At 53.7% G+C, this 21,736-nt stretch carries 17 protein-coding genes; 7 read left to right on the top strand and 10 right to left on the bottom strand.

Going from position 1 to position 21,736, the window contains the following annotated elements; genetic code table 11:
• Window positions 1–297: 297 nt before the first annotated feature.
• Both Q1Y74_RS03440 and aroB read right to left on the bottom strand, forming a co-directional pair.
• Window positions 298–696, bottom strand: a complete 399-nt coding sequence (locus tag Q1Y74_RS03440; protein WP_300812337.1) for an FKBP-type peptidyl-prolyl cis-trans isomerase — start codon at window positions 694–696, stop codon at window positions 298–300.
• A 286-nt stretch (window positions 697–982) separates the two neighbouring features.
• Window positions 983–2,044 carry a 3-dehydroquinate synthase gene (gene aroB / locus Q1Y74_RS03435; protein WP_300812336.1) on the bottom strand — a complete coding sequence of 354 codons (1,062 nt, stop codon included), beginning with the start codon at window positions 2,042–2,044 and terminating at the stop codon, window positions 983–985.
• A 178-nt stretch (window positions 2,045–2,222) separates the two neighbouring features.
• Here aroB and Q1Y74_RS03430 point away from each other — a divergent pair, with 178 nt between their 5' ends.
• The 3 genes from Q1Y74_RS03430 (at window position 2,223) to cls (ending at window position 7,425) form a co-directional block, all read left to right on the top strand.
• Window positions 2,223–2,636 (top strand): hypothetical protein, encoded by a 414-nt coding sequence (locus Q1Y74_RS03430; protein ID WP_300812335.1) that lies wholly within the window; start codon window positions 2,223–2,225, stop codon window positions 2,634–2,636.
• Between the two features lie 102 nt (window positions 2,637–2,738).
• A complete protein-coding gene (locus Q1Y74_RS03425) occupies window positions 2,739–5,681 on the top strand; it encodes a TonB-dependent receptor (RefSeq protein ID WP_300812334.1) in 2,943 nt (980 codons plus the stop codon).
• Window positions 5,682–5,985: 304 nt separating this feature from the next.
• On the top strand, window positions 5,986–7,425 hold the full coding sequence (gene cls, locus Q1Y74_RS03420; RefSeq protein WP_300812333.1) for a cardiolipin synthase: 1,440 nt from the start codon (window positions 5,986–5,988) through the stop codon (window positions 7,423–7,425).
• Here cls and Q1Y74_RS03415 read toward each other — a convergent pair.
• From Q1Y74_RS03415 to Q1Y74_RS03405, 3 genes are all read right to left on the bottom strand, one after another.
• Window positions 7,397–7,957: an RsmD family RNA methyltransferase gene (locus Q1Y74_RS03415; RefSeq protein ID WP_300812332.1), complete on the bottom strand. Its 561-nt coding sequence runs from the start codon at window positions 7,955–7,957 to the stop codon at window positions 7,397–7,399. The two genes, cls and Q1Y74_RS03415, sit on opposite strands and share 29 nt — an antisense overlap.
• On the bottom strand, window positions 7,948–8,727 hold the full coding sequence (locus Q1Y74_RS03410) for a DUF3822 family protein (protein ID WP_300812330.1): 780 nt from the start codon (window positions 8,725–8,727) through the stop codon (window positions 7,948–7,950). The genes Q1Y74_RS03415 and Q1Y74_RS03410 overlap by 10 nt, the downstream gene beginning before the upstream one ends.
• Window positions 8,728–8,834: 107 nt before the next feature.
• A complete protein-coding gene (locus Q1Y74_RS03405) occupies window positions 8,835–9,521 on the bottom strand; it encodes a hypothetical protein (RefSeq protein ID WP_300812329.1) in 687 nt (228 codons plus the stop codon).
• A 95-nt stretch (window positions 9,522–9,616) separates the two neighbouring features.
• On the opposite strand from Q1Y74_RS03405, the gene Q1Y74_RS03400 reads away from it, so the two are divergent.
• Window positions 9,617–11,041 carry an AAA family ATPase gene (locus Q1Y74_RS03400; RefSeq protein ID WP_300812328.1) on the top strand — a complete coding sequence of 475 codons (1,425 nt, stop codon included), beginning with the start codon at window positions 9,617–9,619 and terminating at the stop codon, window positions 11,039–11,041.
• A 295-nt stretch (window positions 11,042–11,336) separates the two neighbouring features.
• Here the strand turns inward: Q1Y74_RS03400 and Q1Y74_RS03395 are convergent, their stop codons facing one another.
• The 4 genes from Q1Y74_RS03395 to thrA all read right to left on the bottom strand — a co-directional run bounded on the left by Q1Y74_RS03395 (window position 11,337) and on the right by thrA (window position 17,548).
• On the bottom strand, window positions 11,337–12,206 hold the full coding sequence (locus Q1Y74_RS03395; protein ID WP_300812327.1) for a mechanosensitive ion channel domain-containing protein: 870 nt from the start codon (window positions 12,204–12,206) through the stop codon (window positions 11,337–11,339).
• 247 nt (window positions 12,207–12,453) lie between these two features.
• Window positions 12,454–13,755, bottom strand: a complete 1,302-nt coding sequence (thrC, locus tag Q1Y74_RS03390) for a threonine synthase (protein WP_300812326.1) — start codon at window positions 13,753–13,755, stop codon at window positions 12,454–12,456.
• Window positions 13,756–13,777: 22 nt separating this feature from the next.
• Window positions 13,778–15,031, bottom strand: a complete 1,254-nt coding sequence (locus Q1Y74_RS03385) for a cofactor-independent phosphoglycerate mutase (RefSeq protein WP_300812325.1) — start codon at window positions 15,029–15,031, stop codon at window positions 13,778–13,780.
• 84 nt (window positions 15,032–15,115) lie between these two features.
• Window positions 15,116–17,548 carry a bifunctional aspartate kinase/homoserine dehydrogenase I gene (gene thrA, locus Q1Y74_RS03380; RefSeq protein ID WP_300812324.1) on the bottom strand — a complete coding sequence of 811 codons (2,433 nt, stop codon included), beginning with the start codon at window positions 17,546–17,548 and terminating at the stop codon, window positions 15,116–15,118.
• A gap of 501 nt (window positions 17,549–18,049) precedes the next feature.
• Between thrA and Q1Y74_RS03375 the strand changes: the two genes are divergently transcribed.
• Window positions 18,050–19,087: an asparaginase gene (locus Q1Y74_RS03375; protein ID WP_300812323.1), complete on the top strand. Its 1,038-nt coding sequence runs from the start codon at window positions 18,050–18,052 to the stop codon at window positions 19,085–19,087.
• Between the two features lie 147 nt (window positions 19,088–19,234).
• On the opposite strand, the gene Q1Y74_RS03370 is transcribed toward Q1Y74_RS03375, so the two are convergent.
• Complete coding sequence (locus tag Q1Y74_RS03370) at window positions 19,235–19,777, bottom strand: carbonic anhydrase (protein WP_300812322.1); 543 nt, start codon at window positions 19,775–19,777, stop codon at window positions 19,235–19,237.
• A 160-nt stretch (window positions 19,778–19,937) separates the two neighbouring features.
• Between Q1Y74_RS03370 and radA the strand changes: the two genes are divergently transcribed.
• Both radA and Q1Y74_RS03360 read left to right on the top strand, forming a co-directional pair.
• Entirely contained in the window at window positions 19,938–21,305 is a 1,368-nt protein-coding gene (gene radA, locus Q1Y74_RS03365; RefSeq protein ID WP_300812321.1) for a DNA repair protein RadA, read from the top strand.
• Window positions 21,306–21,353: 48 nt separating this feature from the next.
• Complete coding sequence (locus tag Q1Y74_RS03360) at window positions 21,354–21,728, top strand: GxxExxY protein (RefSeq protein WP_300812320.1); 375 nt, start codon at window positions 21,354–21,356, stop codon at window positions 21,726–21,728.
• Window positions 21,729–21,736: the final 8 nt, after the last annotated feature.

Raw genomic sequence — 21,736 nt, 5'->3', positions numbered from 1 at the left:
ATTCTCGCGCATCGGAAAAGTCAAAGTGTCAAAATGTAAAATTGAAAAGAGGAGAATGTGCCGGCGGGCTGACGTCGGTTGTGCCCAAGTTCCGGTGAAACCGGATTGTCAACAAAAGGTGCCGGGCTTGGGCTGCGCCTGAAAACTGCGTCCGCATGCTTTCGGGCTGTTTCATTGTAGACGGCCCGGCGGGTGTGTCCGTCGGGCAGGCTTGGATGACGGAGGGGGCTGTCCGCGGCTTCTTGGAAGTCCGGAAGGCGGTGTGCCAGGTTGGCAGGCCGTTTTTTGTCCGCCCGCTCAGGCGATGCCCAGCAGCTCAATTTCAAAGACCAGGGTCGAGCCGCCCGGTATGCCGGGTTGCGCAAACTTGCCGTACCCCATTTCGGCGGGGATGTAGATTTCCCATTTGTCTCCCACGCTCATGTGCTGTATGGCTACAATCCATCCTTCTATCAGGTCGCTCAGGCGGAAGGCGGCGGGGGTGCCTCCGCGGCTGGTGTCGAATTGCCTGCCGTCGATGGTACGGCCGGTGTAGTGGACTGTGACGATGCTCCGGGGATTGGGGTGCTTGCCGTTTTCGGGTCCCGCTGCCAGCACTTTGTAGCATATCCCTTTGGCCAGAGGCTTCACGCCTTCCTCTGCTGCTTTTGCTGCGAGCCAATCTTTGTTGGCCTGTATGTATTCTTTCTTTGTCATATCTGTAGGGTTTATGAATTCCTCGGAAAATGTTGCCAAGCTGAAATTGTGGGGCCTAAGTGCCTCATGCACAAAATAAAAAGGAGTTAAGTTCATCACTTAACTCGGATTCGAACCAGCGACCACACGCCCCCCAGACGCGTACTCTAACCGGGCTGAGCTACACCCCGAATTGCGGATGCAAAGGTACGGCTTTATTTTGAATGTGCAAGCCTTTTGCGCTTTTTTTTGCGCAAAAGGCCTAATTTTATTGAATCGGGCTGTTGCCAGAACGGGCCGGAGCCGCTCAAACCCCCATACATTCCCGGTAGAAGTCGAACATTTCGAAGAGGGTTTCCTTGTCCGCCGTCTGGTTCAGACAGATTTCGCCGGTGTCTTTCAGCAGGGTGAAGTTGATGATGCCCGCTGTGTTTTTTTTATCGTGCTTCATCAGTCCGTAGAGGGTTTCGTACTGGTTGCAGGTGAAGTTGAAGATGCCGTAATAGGTTTTGATGAATTGAACGACCTGCCGCATCTTTTCTTTGGGGAAGCCGGCCTTGATGTGCGAGAGGTAGAGCTCGCAGACCATGCCCCAGGCTACGGCATATCCGTGGAGAACCGGACAGCCTTCTGCCAGTGCGAGGCTCTCGAAGGCGTGGCCTGCGGTATGTCCCAGGTTCAGGGCTTTGCGGATGCCGTGTTCTTGGGGGTCTTGTTCCACAATGTCTTCTTTCACTTGTACGGAACGGCCTACCATGGACTTGAGCCGGGCGTAGTCGGCCTTTTCCAGGTCGAAGGCCAGCAGCTCGTTCAGGTGCCGCTGGTCGCTGATGAGGCCGTGCTTCAGCATTTCGGCATAGCCGGAGAGCAGGTTGCAGTCGTCGAGAGTACGCAGAAATTCGGTTTCGAGCAGTACGGCGGTGGCAGGTGCAAAGGCGCCAATCTCGTTTTTCAGTCCGTTGAAGTTGATGCCGGTTTTCCCGCCCACCGAGGCGTCTACCATGGCAAGCAGGGTGGTGGGGATATTGATGTAGGTGATGCCTCGCTTGAAAGTGGCGGCTGCGAATCCGCCCAGGTCGGTCACCATGCCGCCTCCCAGATTGACGAGCAGGGAGTGGCGGCTGGCTCCCCGGGCGCTGAGCGCCTGCCATACAGAGGCCAGGGTGTCCAATGTCTTGTTCACGTCTTCAGGGCCGATGATGATTTCCTCGGCGCCCTCCAGGGCCTGGATGCCTTTCAGACGTGGCAGGCAGAGGGAGTGTGTATGCTGGTCGGTGAGGATGAAAAGCTTGTCGTGCGGATGTTGTTCAACGACTCGGTTCAGGTCGTTTTCCAACTGTTCGCAGATGATGACTTCTTGATTGTTCATACGCTGATGGATGGTTAATGATTGGTTTGGGTGGCAAAGATACGCCTTTGTGCCGACAAATGTATCTTTTTGTCGGTGGAAAAGGGCTTTTCTTGGTTGGATTTTAAGTGAAATAGAAAGAAAATCCGTAAGTTTGTCGCGAGAAACAATGAATCTATTCACAAATTCTGTTATTGATATGAAAGCCATGTTGCCTGTATATTGCCGCTTGTTGGGCTATTTCGTGATTGCGGTCGCGCTGTTCCTTCCTTTCCTGATGATGATGATGGGGCGTGTGACGGATGCCAACCTGTTGTTCTACAAAGAGTGTTCCAAACTGCTGATGATGGTGGGTGCGCTGATGATTCTGTTTGCCCTGACCAAGAACGAGAGCAAGGAGACCGAGCAGATACGTAACAAGGCAACGCGCAACGCCATGTTCCTTACCGTATTGTTCATTTTCCTCGGCATGGTCTATCGGGTGGCCAAGGGCGACTTGCTTTCGGTAGATACTTCTTCCTTCCTTATCTTCTTACTTTTGAATGTCCTTTGCCTGGAATTTGGTATCAAAAAAGCGGCCGTTGACAGATTGTTTAAGCGGAATGGTCGATAAAATAGGCAAATCGTAATACGGGGCATTAAACCTTTTGCATGCTTTCTCGTCAAATGTAACAGTGTAAAAAGATACTTGGTTTACATTTAGACGAATAGACGCATGAGAAAGATTATCATTGGAGCGGTGTTGCTGGTGGCAACGGCGTTGTCCGCATTTTCACAAACAAAAAACATTACGGTGTCGGGCCGTGTGATGGAGGAAGAGACGAATGAGCCTGCCATACAGGCTACGGTCCTGCTGCTCTCTTTGCCCGACAGTGCGCAGGTGGCCGGTGTGGCCTGTTCCGCGCAGGGTTATTTCAAACTTCCCAAAGTAAAGGCCGGCAAATATCTGCTGAAGGTCTCTTACATCGGTTTCAAGAACAAATTCTTGCCGTTGACGCTTACTGATTCACAGCCTAACAAGAATGTAGGGACGCTGAACCTGCAAACGGATGCCGTGATGCTGGCCGAAGCCGTGATTGTGGCCGAGGCTCCGCAGGTGCAGGTCGTGGAAGATACGGTGGCGTTCAACTCGTCGGCCTACCGCACGCCCGAAGGTGCCATGCTGGAGGAACTGGTGAAGAAATTGCCGGGAGCCGAGGTGGACGATGACGGCAACGTGAAAATCAATGGTAAGGATATCTCCAAAATCATGGTGGACGGAAAGGAATTCTTCGGCGGTGACGTACAGACCGGCTTGAAGAATCTGCCCGTGGACATGATTGAGAAATTGAAGACGTACGACAAGAAATCGGATTTGGCACGCATCACGGGCATTGATGACGGCGAAGAGGAAACCGTGCTCGACCTGACTATCAAGAAAGGCATGAACAAGGGCTTCTTCGGCAACTTCGACCTGTCCGGCGGTACGGAAGACCGTTACATGGGCCGTGCCATGATGAATTACTTCTACGACAAGACGCAGGTTTCGCTGATTGCAGGTGCCAACAACGTGAACGACCAGGGCTTCTCGGGCGGTGGCGGCGGTCCGCGCTGGCGTCGGAACAACGGTCTGAAGGCCACCAAGGAGTTGGGCTTGAACTTTGCCACGGAGAACGAAAAGCTGGATTTGGGCGGTAGTGTACGCTTCAATTATCGCGGCAATGACTCCCAAAGCGACGGATATACCGAGAACTTCCTTACGGGCGGCGAGACTTCTTCGTTCAACAACTCCATTTCCAACAGCAAATCCAGCAACAAGAACGTGCGGGCCGACTTCCGCATGGAGTGGAAGCCGGATACGCTGACCAACATTATTTTCCGCCCGAACTTCAGTTACGGCGATTCGTACAGCCTTTCCGGTTCCAAGTCCGGAACGTTCAACAGCGACCCCTATGCGATTGTTCCCAATCCCAATGACTATCTGGATATAACGGCTCTCGCAAAGATGGACTTGTCCGATGACGCCTTCGGTGGTGAGGACTCGAACGACCCGCTGGCTTCTATTCGTGTAAACACGGCCAACAACCAGTCGAGCAGTGACGGCAATACGCTTTCGGCCGATGCGACCTTGCAGGTTAACCGTAAGCTGAACGACATGGGGCGCAACATCACTTTCCGTGGCAGGGCAGGCTACGATGATACGGAGAATGAACAGTTCAGCGCTTCCAATACCAGATATTTCCAGCCCAATGAAGACGGAACCGTAACTCCGGAAGATGTCATCCGCCGTTATATGGTGACACCGACCCGCGGCTATGACTACCTGTTGCAGCTCACTTATAGCGAACCCCTCTGGAAGGCTGCCTTCTTGCAGTTCAGCTATCAATTCAAGTACAGTTACAGTAAGAGTGACAAGAATACGTACAACCTGGGTGATGCCTGGAATTTTGGCGAGACGCTGCCTGCAGGCTACGAGGACGGATACGACGCCGACCAAAGTAAGTTCGCGGAGTATAAGACCTATACTCATCAGGCAAGAATTGGCTTACGGTTCATTCGCGAGAAATATCAGCTGAACATTGGAGCCGACTTTGAACCCCAGCGTACTTCGCTCGCTTACGAGAAGGGCGACTACATGACCGATACGGTTCGCAATGTGTTCAACTTTGCGCCCAATCTGGATTTCCGTTACCGTTTTTCCAAAGTAAGCCAGTTGCGTATCACTTACCGTGGACGCAGTTCGCAGCCCAGTATGGAGAACTTGTTGGACATCACCGACGACTCCAATCCGCTGAACATCACGATGGGTAATCCCGGCTTGAAGCCTTCGTTCAACCACTCCCTTCGCATGTTCTACAATACCTACGACGTTGACCACCAACGTTCCATCTTCTCGCACGTCAATTTCCAGATGACTCAGAACAGCATCAGCAGTGCGCGTACTTACAACTCCTCCACCGGTGGATGGGTGACAAAGCCCGAGAACATCAACGGTAACTGGAGTGCATTCGGTATGTTCGGCATTAACTCGGCCTTGAAGAACAAGAAGTTCAACATCGGTTCGTTCAGCAATCTTTCCTATAATAATAATGTAGGCTATCTGACGACCGGTAACGGCGCGGATGCCATCCAGCAGAAGAACACCACTACGAACCTGAGCTTGAACGAGCGTCTGAACGGTACGTTCCGTAACGACTGGTTTGAATTCGGACTGAACGGCACTTTCTCCTATTCGATAGAAAAGGACAAGCTCACTCCCAGCAACAACCAGCAGCCCTACACCTTCTCCTACGGTGCTACCACGACGCTGACCGCTCCCTGGAGCATGTCGCTTTCTACCAACATTGCCAACCAGAGCCGTCGCGGCTATTCGGACGCCAGCATGAACCGCAACGAGCTGATTTGGAATGCCCAGCTTTCGCAGACGTTCCTGAAGGGCGCGGCTACAGTCAGCTTCGAGATGTACGACATCCTGAGACAACAGAGCAACATCAGCCGTTCGCTGACGGCAAGCGGCCGTTCGGTGTACACCTACAACGGTGTCAACAGCTACTGCATGCTTCACTTCATCTATCGCCTGAACCTGTTCGGCGGTAAGGGCGCACGTGAGAGCATGCGCCGCCCCGGCCCTCCGGGCGGTCCTCGTGGCGGCTTCGGCGGCGGACGTCGTCCTTTCTAATCTCTTCTTTCCTTTTGGGGGTGAAGAGAAACAGATATTATCCTTTATCTCCCCTTTCCGGTTTCCTCTTCGTCGGAAGTGTAAATCCCGGAAAGGGGAGATTTTTTATGGCGTTCGGGGCTTCTGCGGATGCCGATAATCTTCTATTTGCTCTCTATTCATGTTAATCTGTAGAGAAACTGGTGTAATTTGAGAGGTTTTTTCCTATATTTGTTTCACCTTTTCTTCCGGAATCCCGGCTTGGAGCTTTGATAAGGGCATGAGGAAGAGAATGCTTTTTCCGTCCGAATCAAGTGAATGAACGATGATTGATTGGAATGTACTGCTCGGGCAGATAGCCTCGATAGCCTTCGACCTGGTCTATTTTGGCTTTGTTATCGGTACGATTGTTGTCATTATACTGGACAACCGTAATCCGGTGAAGACTTTGGCGTGGATACTGGTGCTGATGTTTTTGCCCGTTGTCGGTCTGGTGTTTTACTTCTTTTTCGGGCGCAGCCAGCGGCGCGAGCGCCTCATCAGCCGCAAGGGCTACGGCCGCCTGCTGAAGAAGCCGATGAACGAGTACCTGGCGCAGGACTCCTGTCAGATTCCCCTCCATTACAACCGGCTGATTTCTTTGTTCCGCAATACCAGTCAGGCCTTTCCCTTCGACGGGAATCGGGTGGAAACCTATACGGCGGGCTTGTCCATGCTTCAGTCTTTGCTGAGGCAACTGATGCGCGCCAAAAATCATATCCATCTGGAATTCTATATTTTCGAGGACGATGCCGTGGGACGTCTGGTGCGTGATGTCCTGATGGACAAGGCGCGTGCGGGTGTCGAGGTTCGTGTCATTTATGACGATGTGGGGTGCTGGAAGGTTCCGAAACGTTTTTATGAAGAGATGCGCGAGGCGGGAGTGGACGTCAGGAGCTTCCTGAAGGTGCGTTTCCCCTTGTTCACCAGCAAGGTGAACTATCGCAACCACCGTAAGATTGTGGTGATTGACGGACAGGTGGGCTTTGTGGGAGGCATGAATCTGGCCGAACGCTATATGCGCGGTCTTTCCTGGGGACTCTGGCGGGACACGCATCTGATGATTGAAGGGCGGGCTGTCCACGGCCTGCAGACTGCTTTCCTGCTTGACTGGTACTTTGTGGACCGAACGATTATCTCTTCAGCCCGTTATTTTCCCAAGGTGGACAATCGCGGAACGGCTCTGGCGCAGATTGTGACCAGTGAACCTGTCGGCCAGTGGCGTGAAATCATGCAGGGCTTGTGCATGGCCATAGTCAGCGCGCGGAAGTACTTCTACATGCAGACACCTTATTTCCTGCCTACCGAGTCGGTGTTGGTTGCCATGCAGACGGCCGCTTTGGCGGGTGTGGATGTGAGGCTGATGCTGCCCATGCGGGCCGACAACCGTGTGACCCATCTGGGTTCGTGCTCTTATCTGGCCGATGTGCTCCGTGCGGGCGTGAAGGTTTATTTTTACAAGCCGGGATTCCTGCACTCGAAGCTGATGGTGTCCGATGACGAATTTTCTACGGTAGGTTCAACCAATGTGGATTTCCGTAGTTTTGAGCACAATTTTGAAGTAAACGCATTCATCTATGATACGGAGACGGCCTTGCAGATGCGTGAGGTTTTCTTGCAAGACCAGCGTGCGTCCGTACAGTTGTCGCTGAAACGCTGGTTGAAGCGCCCGTGGTATCAGAAGGCTGCCGAAAGCGTCATTCGCCTGATGGCTCCTCTGCTTTGAGGCGGAAGAAAGAGAAGTTCACACTGCCGTACACGCGCCGTTCCACAAAGTACGGGTGGTTCTCAAAACTGTTCTTCTTGCCGTGTTCCAGTACGAAAAGGCCGCCTTCCTTCAGCAGGTGATTGTCAAATACCAAGTCGGGCAGGGTTTCAAGTCCTTTGAGTTCGTAGGGCGGGTCGGCGAAGATGAAATCGAACTGCTCTCTGCCTCCTTTCAGGTATTTGAACACATCGCCGCGGACAGGCAGGCACTTGTCTGTACCTACTTCCTGCATGATTTTGCAGATGAAGGCATGGTGGTCGCGGTCTTTTTCCACACTGATTACCTGGTCGCAGCCCCGCGACACGAGCTCGATGCTGATGCTGCCTGTTCCTGCAAAGAGGTCGAGAGCACGGACACCGTCGTCGAAGTCCATGTAATTGGACAGCACATTGAACAGGTTTTCCTTGGCAAAGTCTGTGGTGGGGCGTGCCTTGAAAGTGTGTGGCACGTCGAAACGTCTTCTTTTGTATATTCCGCTGATTACTCGCATAAGTTGATGGCTTGTAAGTCCAGATTGTCGGAGGGATTCATGACGAATACCTGCCGGATATATCTTTTCAGTTCGGGCAGCAAGTCCTCCCTGATGTCTCTGCATCCTGTCAGGTGCAGTTCGTCACGCTCCTGGTCGAGGCCGAGCTGCTTCCAGATGTACAGCAGGTAATAGATGCGGTCGGCGGATGTCTTGCAGGCAAACGTGTTGGCCAGCAACAGCCGGCTGCGCTCGTAGGCATATACGTCCAGTGCTTCTTTCCGTAAATAGACATACATCTTGCGGTTGTTGCCCAAGCGGCTCTTGGCCGTGCAATACTCTATCAGTGGACTGGCCTGTGCATAGAATCTGGCGTCTGGATGTTGTTCGCGCAGAAAGTTGCAGACGCTTCTGTCCATACCGAACAGTACCACGACGTTGTTGTTGTGCAGGATGTTGTACTGCACCACTTCGTTTTCGCGCTTGGGGTGGTTGTGGTGGAAGAAGCTTTCCGCCAGTTCGTCTTCAAAGAATTCGAGGGGAACGAACGTGAAGCGTCCGCCGGACGCAAGAATATTGACGTGCCGGAAGGGGTTGGACAGCCACTCCGTCTCGCGGAAGGCCTGCTTCAGGTTGGCCGTGAGCGAAAGGGTCTCGTCGACGTCGTAGTGGTGTATGTCGGGGGTGTCGGCTGATAAAGGGTTGAAGATGGAAAAAGAAAATCCATCCGTGCTGAGACGGATGGATAACGTATATTGTTCCGATTTGCTGAAATCAGTGTTTCCTGTCATTCTAACTATGGATTTCGAGTTCGGGGAATCCTTGACATGACGGGGTGCAGGCTTCGGTGAGCGCTGCACCTCCTTCAGGCATTTCTCCGTTAGCCGGTGGGGGAGGATTACTCCCAGTTGCCGGCGTTGTTGTTGGCTGTTTCCAGGCTACCAATCATCAGACCGCAGTATTTGCCCAATTTGGTCTGCACGTCTTTCAGGTTGGCAATCTCCTGCTGGCTCAGTCCGTTCAGATAGACTTCATACGGAGTCTTCACTTCGAGCAGGCAGAAGGGAGCGCCGGACTTGGCTGTATCGTTCTTGATGGCCATCTCGAACTGTGCGCCGTTGCCGTAGGGTACATATCTCATGGAGTCGGCGTTGAAGCCTTTGGGGAAGATGGTGTCCAGTACGGCTACCCACATGGTGTCGCGCTTGAAGTTTTCCAGACCCCACTTCTTTACTTCGGAGTAGTTGTTGGTCTTCTTGGCCTTGTTGATGATGCTGATGGCCTTCTTCTCGGTCAGACCGTCTTCCAGCTGCTTGTCGGTCAGTTCGCCCTGCTTGTAGATGAAGGGCAATTTCTGGTTCTTTACGAAGTCAATCAGCGTATCGAAACTGGCCGTATACTGCTGGTTGTTCAGGTTACGATACTCCTGCTGGGCCTTGCGGATGTCCATCAGACGGGCAATGACTGCTGCGTCTCTTTGCTTCTTGGCGTTCTCAAAATCGATAGGTCCCATGATGCTGGCATAGCAGATGTAGACTAACACCAGAATACATGCGACTAAAACGATATTAAATACTGTTTTCATGATAAATATGTTTTTTAGTTGTTATATTCGCACCGCAAAAATAAAAGAAATAAATTTAAAAATGACCGTTCTTCCTACTTTTTTCAGTTACAAAAATGATAAATAACTATTTAGAAAGGCAAATTAAGGAAAATTTTCCTTATCAACCAACTTTAGAACAAGAAAAAGCTGTTAAATATTTGTCAGACTTCCTGGTTGCGCCTTGTGGAGAGACGATTTTCCTGTTAAGGGGGTATGCGGGAACGGGAAAGACCTCGCTGGTGGCCGCGCTGGTGCGCACGCTGGACAAACTGCAGCAGAAGTCTGTGCTGCTGGCCCCCACGGGGCGGGCGGCCAAGGTGTTTGCCCAGTATGCGGGCCATTCTGCTTTTACCATCCATAAGAAGATTTACCGCCAGCAGGCCTATACAGGCGAGGGGGGCAACTTCTCGCTGAACGATAATCTGACGACCCATACCTTGTATATTGTGGACGAGGCCTCGATGATTGCCAACGACGGCCTTTCGGGTTCCATGTTCGGTACCGGCCGCCTGCTGGACGACCTGGTGCAGTTCGTCTACTCGGGCGAAGGATGCCGTCTGCTCCTGATGGGCGACACGGCCCAGCTGCCGCCCGTGGGCGAGGAGCAAAGTCCCGCTCTCTATGCCGACGCCCTGCGTGGCTACGGGCTGGACGTGGTGGAGGTGGACCTGACGCAGGTGGTGCGCCAGGAGCAGGAGTCGGGCATCTTGTGGAACGCCACCCGCCTGCGGCAGTTGATTGCCGATGAAGACTGCGGAAGCCTGCCCCGCATCAGGCTGACGGGTTTTGCCGACATCAGGCGAGTGTCCGGCAACGAACTGGTTGACGTGCTGGAACGGTGCTATGACAACGACGGTCTGGACGAAACCATCGTCATCTGCCGGAGCAACAAGCGGGCCAATATCTATAATAAAGGTATCCGTGCTCAAATCCTCTGGCGTGAGGACGAGCTGAACACGGGCGACCTGCTGATGGTGGCCAAGAATAATTATTACTGGACGGAGCAGGAGAAGCAGCAGGGGATGGACTTCATTGCCAATGGCGAGACCGCGGTGGTGCGCCGTGTGCGCCGCACGCGCGAGCTTTACGGCTTCCGCTTTGCCGACGTCACCCTCGCTTTCCCCGACTACGGCGACCTGGAGATGGAAGTGAACCTCCTGTTGGACACCCTGCAAAGCGATGCGCCCGCCCTGTCGAGGGAGGAGAGTGAGAGGCTCTTCTGCACCATACTGGAAGACTATGCCGACGTGGGCACCAAGCGTGAGAAGGTGAAGAAGATGAAAGCCGACCCGCACTACAATGCCCTGCAGGTAAAGTATGCCTACGCCGTCACTTGCCACAAGGCGCAGGGCGGGCAGTGGAAGAACGTTTTCCTGGACCAGGGCTATCTGACGGACGAGTACCTGACGCCCGATTACTTCCGATGGCTTTACACGGCCTTCACGCGGGCCACGGGGACGCTCTATCTGGTGAATTATCCGGAGGAGCAGCTTGTTTGAACGGCCCGTGTCTGCCGTTGTCCGGCAGGAATGCCTCTGTGTTGTCGGGCCTTTCCGCCCGATTTTTTGTATCTTTCTGATAAACAGTAGTCTGTGCGAATGCCGATACGGTGTACGGACCATGCTTGCATGGTCCGTACACCGTGCTTGCATGGCTTGCAGACCGTGCTTGCGTCGTCCGCGGACCATGCAAGCATGGTCTGCGGCAGGTTCCTGCCTTTCACCGGGCGGCAGCTCAGGCGGCCGGGGACGGCTGCCTTGCGCCGGCTGCCCGGTGAAGGGGATAGGCCGGGGCTCAGTCCTTGGCCTGGTGTACCGTAAGTTGCGGGAAGGGGAATCCGATGCCTTCCTGGTTGAAGACGTTGTAGATGGTCTTGTTCATGTCGAAGTAGAGGCCCCAATAGTCGCTGCTCTTCACCCATACCCTGATGACCACGTTCACGCTGCTGGCATCCAGTGCATGGAGGGCGATGAAGGGTTCGGGCGTGGACAGCACGCGGCTGTCGGCCGCCAATATCCTGCGGACGGTGCGTTCCACCTTCTCGTAGTCTTCGCCATATTCCACACCCACAATCCACTCCACGCGGCGGGTTTCCTCGCGGCTGTAGTTGGTCACAGTGCCGCTGCTCAGCGAGCCGTTGGGGATGTAGATGACTTTGTTGTCCGCCGTCACCAGGATGGTGTGGAAAATCTGGATTTCGCGCACGGTTCCCGTTATGCCCTGGCTCTCAATCAGGTCGCCTACTTTGTAGGGGCGGAGCAGCAGTACGATGAGGCCGCCGGCAAAGTTCTGCAGGTTGCCGGAGAGGGCCATACCGATGGCCACACCTGCCGAGGCCAGCAGGGCTGCAAACGAGGTGGTCTCTACGCCCAGCTTGCTGATGACGGCAACGATGAGCAGGATGGTGAGCAGGATGTTCACCAGACTTTTGACGAAGCTTTGGATGCTGGCGTCTATGTGTCTGCGGGCCAGCAATCTGGCAACGAATTTGTTGAGGAAGGATATGAGAACCCGTCCGACGATGAAGATGATGACGGCTCCCAGGATGCGCCCGCCTGCGTTTACGCTCCAGTCTATCAGTTGTTGGAGAAAAATTTGCAGCTTGCTGAAGCCGTCTTCAGCGTTTTGGGCGGCAAGGGCCGCCATGAAAAGTGATGATAACATGTGATGTATAAAGATTGGTTTGAAAAATAAATGGTCGCAAAGGTAACAAATAAAACGTTTTTTCGTTCATTTCCGCCGCGGCCTTTTTAAAATGGGGGCTGTCCCGCAAAGCGGACATGACACGCCGATGACACAGAAAGGACAGATTTTGCGTAGATTTGTTGCCCCCGTCGGGCTGTTTTTTTTATCTGCGGTCGTCTGTTCAATCTGTGTCATCGGTGTGCCATGTCTGCTTTCGGCACATTTTTTATACGTTCATCAGGTAGTTCTTGAAGTCGGCAAATGTCTTGGACATGGGCACGCTCTGCTTCCGGCCCTGCATGAAGGCTTGCAGCTTGGCGGGGATGCTGACGGGTTCGCCGATGATTCTTTCCACCGTGTCCTTGAACTTGGCAGGATGGGCCGTCTCCAGGAAGATGCCCGTCTCGCCTTCCTTCAGGCCCTCTTGCAGGGCGCGGAAGCCGCAGGCGCCGTGCGGGTCGAGCAGGTAGCGGTGTGTCTGCCATATCTGCTTCACGGTTTCGGCTATCTGTTCGTCCGTATAGGTGGCTCCGCTGATGTCGGCGCAGATGGCTTCGTGGCTGTTTGCATAGAGGTCGAGCACGCGGGCAAAGTTGCTGGGGTCACCCACGTCCATGGCGTTGGCAATGGTGGCAATGCTGGGCCGCGGCGCGTAGACGCCCGTCTGCAGGTATTGGTAGAAGATGTCGTTGCGGTTGTTGGCGGCAATGAAGCGCTTCACGGGCAGGCCCATTCGCTTGCCGAAGAGCCCTGCGGTGATGTTGCCGAAGTTGCCGCTTGGCACACAGATGACCGCGTTGTCGGCCTTGCCCGCTTTCTTCAGCTGGGCATAAGCATAGAAGTAGTAGAACGCCTGAGGCAGGAAGCGGGCCACGTTGATGGAGTTGGCGCTGGTCAGTTGCAGGCGCTCGTTCAGTTCGCGGTCCATGAAGGCCGCCTTCACCAGTGCCTGGCAGTCGTCGAAGGTGCCGTCCACCTCAAGGGCGGTGATGTTCTGTCCCAGCGTGGTGAACTGCTTCTCCTGTATCTCGCTTACTTTGCCTTTGGGGTAGAGTACATACACGTGGATGCCCTCTACGCCCAGGAAGCCGTTGGCCACGGCGCTGCCCGTATCGCCCGAAGTGGCTACCAGCACGTTGACCTGCCGTTTGCCTTCCTTGCGGATGAAATAGCCCAGCAGGCGGGCCATGAAGCGGGCGCCCACATCCTTGAAGGCAAGCGTCGGCCCGTGGAAGAGTTCGAGCGAGCAGATGTTGTCGGTAACTTTGACCAGCGGCACGTCGAAACTCAGCGTGTCATATACAATCTGCTTCAGCGTGTCGGCGGGTACGTCCTCGCCAAAGAAGGCGTCGGCCACCCGGTAGGCTATTTCCTGAAAGCCCAGCGTTTCTATCCGGTCGTAAAACTCTTGCGGCAAGGCTTTGATGACATCGGGCATGTAGAGTCCCTTGTCGCTGGCCAGTCCTTTTACCACTGCGTCTTCCAGACTGACGTTGCTTTCCTGTTTGTTGGTACTGTAGTATTTCATAGTTTCTTTTTCAGTGAGTTGCTTATGCTTGTTTCATAAATTCGTTGATAAACTCGTCTTCCTTCATCAGTCCGTAGATGCCGTTGCAGGCAGCCACTTCGTCGAAGGTCTGTACCTCGTCGGGCTCGATGCCCGGGTGCCAGATGAGGAAAGGCACCGGCTCGGCCGTATGCGTGCGCAGCTTGCAGGGGGTGGGGTGGTCGGGCAGCACGGCTATGGCCACCGGCTCGTCCCAGTCTTTCACGGCTTCGTAGATGGGGCCTACGGCACGCTTGTCCAGATTCTCGATGGTGCGTATCTTCAGCGCTACGTCACCTTCATGTCCGGCTTCGTCGCTGGCCTCTACGTGCAGGTAGACAAAGTCGTCCGTCTTCAGCGCTTCAAGGGCGGCGGACACTTTGTTCTCGTAGTTCGTATCGTACAGCCCGGTAGCTCCCTCCACGTTCAGACGACGGAGTCCGGCATAGTAGCCGATGCCGTTGATGAGGTCGACTGCCGAAATGACGGCTCCCCGCTTCACCTGCGGAAAGGTGTGCGACAACGGTTCCATCTGCGGACGATAGCCGGGACTCCAGGGCCAGATGCTGTTGGCGGGGTCCTTGCCTTCGGCCATGCGCTTCAGGTTGACGGGATGATTCTTCAGCAGCTCCTGCGAGCGGAGGATGAGGCTGTTCAGCAGGTCGGCCGTCTGTGCCGGAGTCAGGTCGGCATTGCCCTCGGGCACGCTGATGTTTTCGCTACCGGCCTGCGGTTTCACCATGAGCGGACGGAAAGGCTTCAGAGGCACGTCGTGAGGCGGCGTGCAGTCAATGCGCTTGTCGCCTCCCTTGACTACCAGCAGATGGCGGTATTGTACGCCCGTATAGAAGCGGATGCGCTCATCGCCCAATTGCTCTTGCAGGTAGCGGATGAGCACATCGGCCTCTTCGGTCGTGATGTGTCCGGCGGAATGGTTCTTGATGTGGTCGCCTTCGATGCAGATGATGTTGCAGCGCATGGCCATTTCTCCCGGCTTCAGGTCTACGCCGATACTGGCTGCCTCGAGCGGCCCGCGGCCTTCGTACACCCGTGGCAGATTGTAGCCCAGTACAGACATGTTGGCTACTTCGCTTCCCGGATGGAAGCCGTCGGCCACCGTCACCAGCCGTCCCGTGCGTCCCATGCGTGCCAGCCGGTCCATGTTGGGAGTGTCGGCTGCCTGTAGCAGTGTCTTGCCTCCCAGCGAGTCGACAGGCCAGTCGGCCATGCCGTCTCCTAATATAATAATGTGTTTCATTTCTTTTCTAACGGAGATTGGGGATGGACAATGGAAAATGGGCAGGGAAGGCCCATTGTCCATTGTCCTCCATTCCCAATAGGATTAAACGTTTGCAATGCTCATGATGTCGGCAAACACACCGGCGGCGGTCACGCTGGCTCCGGCTCCGTAGCCCTGAATCATCATCGGATATTCCTTGTAGCGTTCGGTGGTGAGCAGAATGATGTTGTTGCTGCCTTCCAGACCGTAGAAGGGATGCCCCATGCTTACTTCCTGCAAGCCGACTGAGGCTTTGCCGTCTTCCAGCTTGGCCACGAAACGCCAGTGCTTGTGCTCGGCTTCGAGTACCTTGCGGCGGGCTTCGAAGTCTGCGTCCAGGCTGGGTACTTTCTTCCAGAAGTCGTCCAGCGAACCTTCGAAGAAGTCGTCGGGCACGAAGAGGTGTTTCTCCACGTCGCTCTGCTCCAGTCGGTAACCGGCTTCGCGGGCCAAGATGACCAGCTTGCGGATTACGTCTTTTCCGCTTAGGTCGATGCGCGGATCGGGTTCGGAGTAACGCTCTTCCTGCGCCATGCGGATGGTTTGGCTGAAGGGAATGTCGGCACTGATTTTGTTGAAGATGTAGTTCAGCGTACCGCTCAGCACGGCTTCTATCTTCAGTATCTTGTCGCCGCTGTGGATGAGGTCGTTGATGGTGTTGATGATGGGCAGTCCGGCGCCCACGTTGGTCTCGAACAGATACTTCACACCGCGCTGACGGGCAATCTGCTTCAGTGTGCGGTAGTTTTCGTATTCGGACGAAGCGGCTATCTTGTTGGCTGCCACTACCGACACGTTGTGCTGCAGCAGGTCTTTGTAGAGCGAAGCCACTTCGGCGCTCGCCGTACAGTCGACGAAGACGGAGTTGAAGATGTTCATGCCGATAATCTCGTTGCGGAGAGTGCCCAACGTACTCTTCTTGCCTTTCTCCTGCAACTCTTCGCGGAAACGGCCCAGGTCAAAACCTTCGCGGCCGAACATGGCCTTTTCGGCATCTGCAATGCCTACCACGTTCAACTGGAGACCGTTTTCCTGCATCAGTTTCTGGCGTTGGCTGTGAATCTGTTCTATCAGACTTCCGCCTACGGTGCCGATGCCGCAGATAAAGAGGTTGAGCACCTGATACTCGGACAGGAAGAAAGAGTCATGGATGACGTTGAGCGACTTGCGCAGCGACTTGCTGTCCACCACGAACGAGATGTTTGTTTCCGAGGCGCCCTGTGCGCAGGCTATCACGTTGATACCGTTGCGTCCCAGTGTGCCGAACAGCTTGCCGGCGATGCCCGGCGTGTGTTTCATGTTTTCGCCCACAATGGCTACGGTGGCCAGATTCTTCTCGGCCTGTATGGGCGAAATCTCTCCCATTTCAATTTCTTTGGCAAATTCTTCGCTCAGCACTTCGCAGGCCAAGTCGGCATCGGCGTTGCGTACACCGATGGAGGTGGAGTTTTCCGACGATGCCTGTGATACCATGAAAACACTGATGCCGTTCTTGGCCAGTGCCTTGAATATGCGGTAGTTGACGCCGATAACGCCCACCATGCCGAGGCCCTGAACGGTAATGAGGCTCGTGTCGTTGATGGAAGAGATACCCTTGATGGCCTTGCTCTGCGGGTCGGAAACTTCCTGTTTGATGATGGTGCCTTCGCCTTCGGGATTGAAGGTGTTCTTTATCAGGATAGGGATGTTCTTGTGGCAGACGGGATAGATGGTAGGCGGATAGACTACCTTGGCACCGAAGTTGCAAAGCTCGGTGGCTTCCACATAACTCAGCTCCTTGATGGTGTAGGCGGTGGAGATGACGCGCGGGTCGGCGGTCATGAAGCCGTCTACGTCTGTCCAGATTTCCAGGCTCTCTGCATCCAGGGCGGCGGCAATGATGGCAGCCGTGTAGTCCGAGCCTCCGCGTCCCAGGTTGGTGACGTCTCCTGTGGTCTTGTCTGTCGAAATGAATCCGGGCACCAATACCCGCGGCGGCATGCCTGCAAAAGCTTCGCGGATGAGCAGGTTGGTCAGTTCGGCATCCAGCGTATGTTTGGAGTGTTTTTTCTCTGTTTTGATGAATTTGCGCGAATCCATCCACACGGCACCCGTCAATTCGGCGGCAATGATGGAGGACAGGCGTTCGCCGTAGCTCACGATGGTGTCTGAAGTCTTCAGCGAAAGGTCCTTGATGAGGTAGATGCCCTGAAAGATGTCTTTCAGTTCGTTCAGCAGGCCGTTCACCCGCTTCAGCAGTTCGTCCTGTCCTCTGCCCGGAGGAATTACTTCCTTCACCATCGCCACGTGGCGTTCCACAATTTCGCGGAAGTCCTGTTCGTAGGCTGCGTCGCCCGCTGCGGCCGTCTTGGAAGTGTTTATCAGTTTGTCGGTGATGCCGCCCAAGGCCGAAACCACCACAATCACAGGTTCGTTCACTGCTTCTACTATTCTCTTGACACTTAAAATGCTGCTGGAGGAGCCTACGGACGATCCTCCGAATTTCATTACTTTCATTATGCTGTTCTTTTTTTACGTTCTTTGAATAAAGTGGAGGGAAATGGGGAAGCCCCAAAATGAAAAAACGGATGCTGAAGCGACCGTGTGGCTTGCTTCTTCATCTCCCAATAAAACTTCCTGAAAAAAATGCTTGCTGAAAAACAGTGTAACACGTAGAAACACCAAATACTATCCCTAACCCCGAGGGGTCATGGTCCATGTGGATGTGACGGTATGTTGGTAGAACCCTTTCATAATTCCTTCGTTTCTGTATTTTGTTTTGATAAGTGTTGCAAATGTAACAATAAAAACATTCAAACTAACACTTTTTGCGATATTTTTGTGATAAAAAATGCCGATACTTAGCGGAATGTTGGATTTTTGCATGGAAAGCGTCTGCCATTTTTATAGGGAAAGTCCGGTTGCTTGCGGTATATCGTGCATGTTTTTCTGACATTTTGCAATTTTTTTGAAGGGATATCATTATCTTTGCACTCAAAATCCGAAAGAAAGACATTTATGGAATCATACCAGCCTTCCGTATTGCTGATTTACACCGGCGGCACTATCGGCATGATAGAAAACCCTGAAACCGGTGCTTTGGAGAACTTCAGTCTGGAGCAGTTGCAGAAGCAGATACCCGAACTTCAGAAGTTTTCTTTCCGCATCGATGCCCACCAGTTCGACCCTCCCATTGACTCGTCGGACATGAACCCGGAGGTGTGGCGCGAGTTGGTGCGCATCATCAGCGAACACTACGACGAATATACGGGCTTCGTCATCCTGCACGGCACGGACACGATGGCTTTCACTGCCTCGGCCTTGAGCTTCATGCTCGAAGGGTTGCGCAAGCCTGTCATCCTCACCGGCTCCCAGTTGCCCATCGGGGTGCTGCGCACTGACGGAAAGGAAAATCTGTTGACGAGCATTGAGATTGCCACCGCCTGTCATCCTAACGGACGGCCCATTGTTCCCGAAGTGTGTATCTTTTTCGAGAACCACCTGATGCGTGGTAACCGCACCACCAAGATGAACGCTGAAAACTTCAACGCTTTCCGTTCCTTCAATTATCCGGTGCTGGCTTCGGCGGGCATACACATCAAGTACAACCATGTGCAAATCCATATCCAGACCGAATATAAAATGTTGAAGCCCCACTATCTGTTGGATACCAACATTGCCATCCTGAAACTCTTTCCCGGCATACAGCCCAATGTTGTGGACGCCATTTTGGGAACCAAGGGGCTGAAGGCTGTCGTGTTGGAAACCTACGGGTCGGGGAACGCACCCCGTCAGGAATGGCTTTTGAAGCGCCTTCACGATGCTTGCGAACGGGGCATTGTCATTGTCAACGTCACTCAATGCAGTGCTGGCACGGTGGAGATGGAGCGCTACGAGACGGGCTACCGGCTGATGCAGGCGGGTGTGGTGAGCGGTTACGACAGTACCACCGAGTCCGCCGTCACCAAGCTGATGTTCCTGTTGGGACACGATTATTCGCCGGCAGAGGTGCGCAAGCGGATGGGGCGTCCGCTGGCCGGAGAAATTACGGTATAAAAATAGTTCCTGCTCCCCATCTGCAGCCGTAGCGAGTCACACTTGCAATACATTTATGGGACACTTGTACGGCTCGCAAACCGTACAAATGTTGTCCGTGAGCCGTACAAATATCCCACAAACCGGTCTTACAACCCGTTCAGAAGGTTATTCTACGGGGGTCAGTTCACCCGTTACGGAGTCGATGATGTAACCCGACACACGGATGTCGTGCGGGATGAGCGGATGGTTAAGAATAGCTGTGACCGTTTCGCGTACCGACTTCTCTGTGTCGCCGAAGCCGTAAAGCCACGACTCAAAGTCCACGCCGCAAAAGCGTATCATGTCGATGGTTTCCTGATGGATGCCTCGGGCTTTCATGTGCTCAATCATCTGCTCGCTGCTCATGTGGCATGCGCCGCAGTCCGAGTGGGCAATTACCATCACCTCTGTCACTCCCAGTTCGTAGATGGCAACCAGCAGGCTTCGGATTACACTGCCGAAGGGGTGCGAGATGATGCCTCCCGCATTCTTAATCATTTTCACATCACCGTTCTTGATGCCCAAAGCCGCAGGCAGCAACTCTGTCAGCCGGGTGTCCATGCACGACAGGATGGCTATCTTCTTGTCGGGATATTTCGTCGTGATATACTTCTCATATCCTTTTTCGGCCACAAATTGTTTGTTGAATTTCAGAATTTCGTCTATCATACTTTCAGTCGTTAAAGATTTTGTTCATATTCGTACCGCGTCCCACAGGCGTTTGCCTGTGTACTGCACGAACAAAAGTAAAAAAACTCCGTGAAACTCTGTGTACTCTGTGGTGAATAAAGTACCTTTGAACCCGCAATTCATAAATTCCCCTCCGATTATGGCCAAAGAGAAAACCGTTTACGTATGCAGTAATTGCGGACAAGAGTCGCCCAAATGGCAAGGCAAGTGTCCCTCGTGCGGACAGTGGAACACCTTCGTTGAAGAGGTGGTGCGTAAGGAACCTGTCAGTAAACGTCCCGTTTCGGGCATCGAGACCGTCAAGGCCAAACCTGTCACTTTAGACGAAATTGAGGCGGCGGACGAGCCCCGCATCGACCTGAAGGATGCCGAACTGAACCGTGTACTGGGCGGCGGACTGGTACAAGGCTCGCTGGTGCTGATAGGCGGAGAACCGGGTATCGGCAAGTCGACACTGGTGCTCCAGACCGTCCTGCGAATGCAGGAGAAACGCATCCTCTACGTCTCGGGCGAGGAAAGCGCGCGGCAACTGAAGCTGCGTGCCGAACGGCTGACGAAGCAGTCGTCGGACTGCCTCATCGTGTGCGAAACGTCGCTCGAACAGATATACGTCCACATCAAGAACACCCGCCCCGACCTGGTCATCATTGACTCCATACAAACCATTTCGACCGAAGCGCTGGAGTCCTCGCCGGGCAGCATCGCCCAGGTGCGCGAGTGCGCCGCCAGCATCCTGCGCTTCGCCAAGGAGACGCATACGGCAGTCATCCTCATCGGCCACATCAACAAGGAAGGCAGCATCGCGGGTCCCAAGGTGCTGGAACACATCGTCGATACTGTCCTTCAGTTCGAGGGCGACCAGCACTACATGTACCGCATTCTGCGCAGCATCAAGAACCGCTTCGGCAGCACTGCCGAGCTGGGCATCTACGAAATGCGTCAGGACGGTCTGCGCCAAGTGAGCAACCCCTCCGAACTGCTGCTGAGTCAGGATCACGAAGGCATGAGTGGCGTGGCCATCGCCTCGGCCATCGAAGGCGTACGTCCCTTTCTCATCGAGACGCAGGCATTGGTCAGCTCCGCCGTCTACGGCAATCCGCAACGCTCGGCCACGGGCTTCGACATCCGTCGCATGAACATGCTCCTGGCCGTGCTCGAGAAGCGTGTAGGCTTCAAGTTGGCGCAGAAAGACGTCTTCCTCAACATTGCGGGCGGCCTCAAGGTGAACGACCCGGCCATCGACCTGGCTGTCATCAGCGCCATCCTCTCCAGCAACATGGATGCGGAGATTGAGCCGGGCGTCTGCATGGCAGGCGAGATAGGCCTCTCGGGCGAAATCCGCCCCGTGAACCGCATTGAGCAACGCATCGGCGAGGCCGAAAAACTGGGTTTCAAACAGTTCCTCCTGCCTAAATACAACCTGCAGGGACTGAACACGAAGAAACTGAGCATCGAACTGGTGCCGGTGAGGAAGGTGGAAGAAGCATTCAGAACTTTATTTGGTTGAGTTCACCACAGAGTACACAGAGTTTCACAGAGTAAAAAGAGAATAACAATGAATACAGTTAACGAATTGACTGGTTTAATATTGAATAAAGCATACGAAGTACATTCGGCTTTAGGACCAGGCCTCTTGGAGAGTACTTATGAGGAATGTCTGTGTTTTGAGTTAATCCAATGCGGACTAAAAGTCGAAAGGCAAAAAGCATTACCTGTAATTTATAAAAGCATCCGAATGGATGCAGGATACAGATTAGACATTTTGGTGAATGATACGGTAATTATTGAACTGAAAGCAGTCGAGACTTTGTCTCCTATACATACAGCTCAGCTACTGACGTATATGAAATTGTCACATAAGCATTATGGTTTATTGATAAACTTCAATGTAAAAAGTCTGAAAGAAGGAATCAAACGATATATTTTATAAACTTTTAA

The sequence above is a fragment of the uncultured Bacteroides sp. genome (assembly GCF_949298305.1).
Classification (GTDB): Bacteria; Bacteroidota; Bacteroidia; order Bacteroidales; family Bacteroidaceae; genus Bacteroides.
The sequence above is the reverse complement of the archived record's forward strand: the minus strand, read 5'-3'. Positions and strand labels throughout refer to the sequence as shown.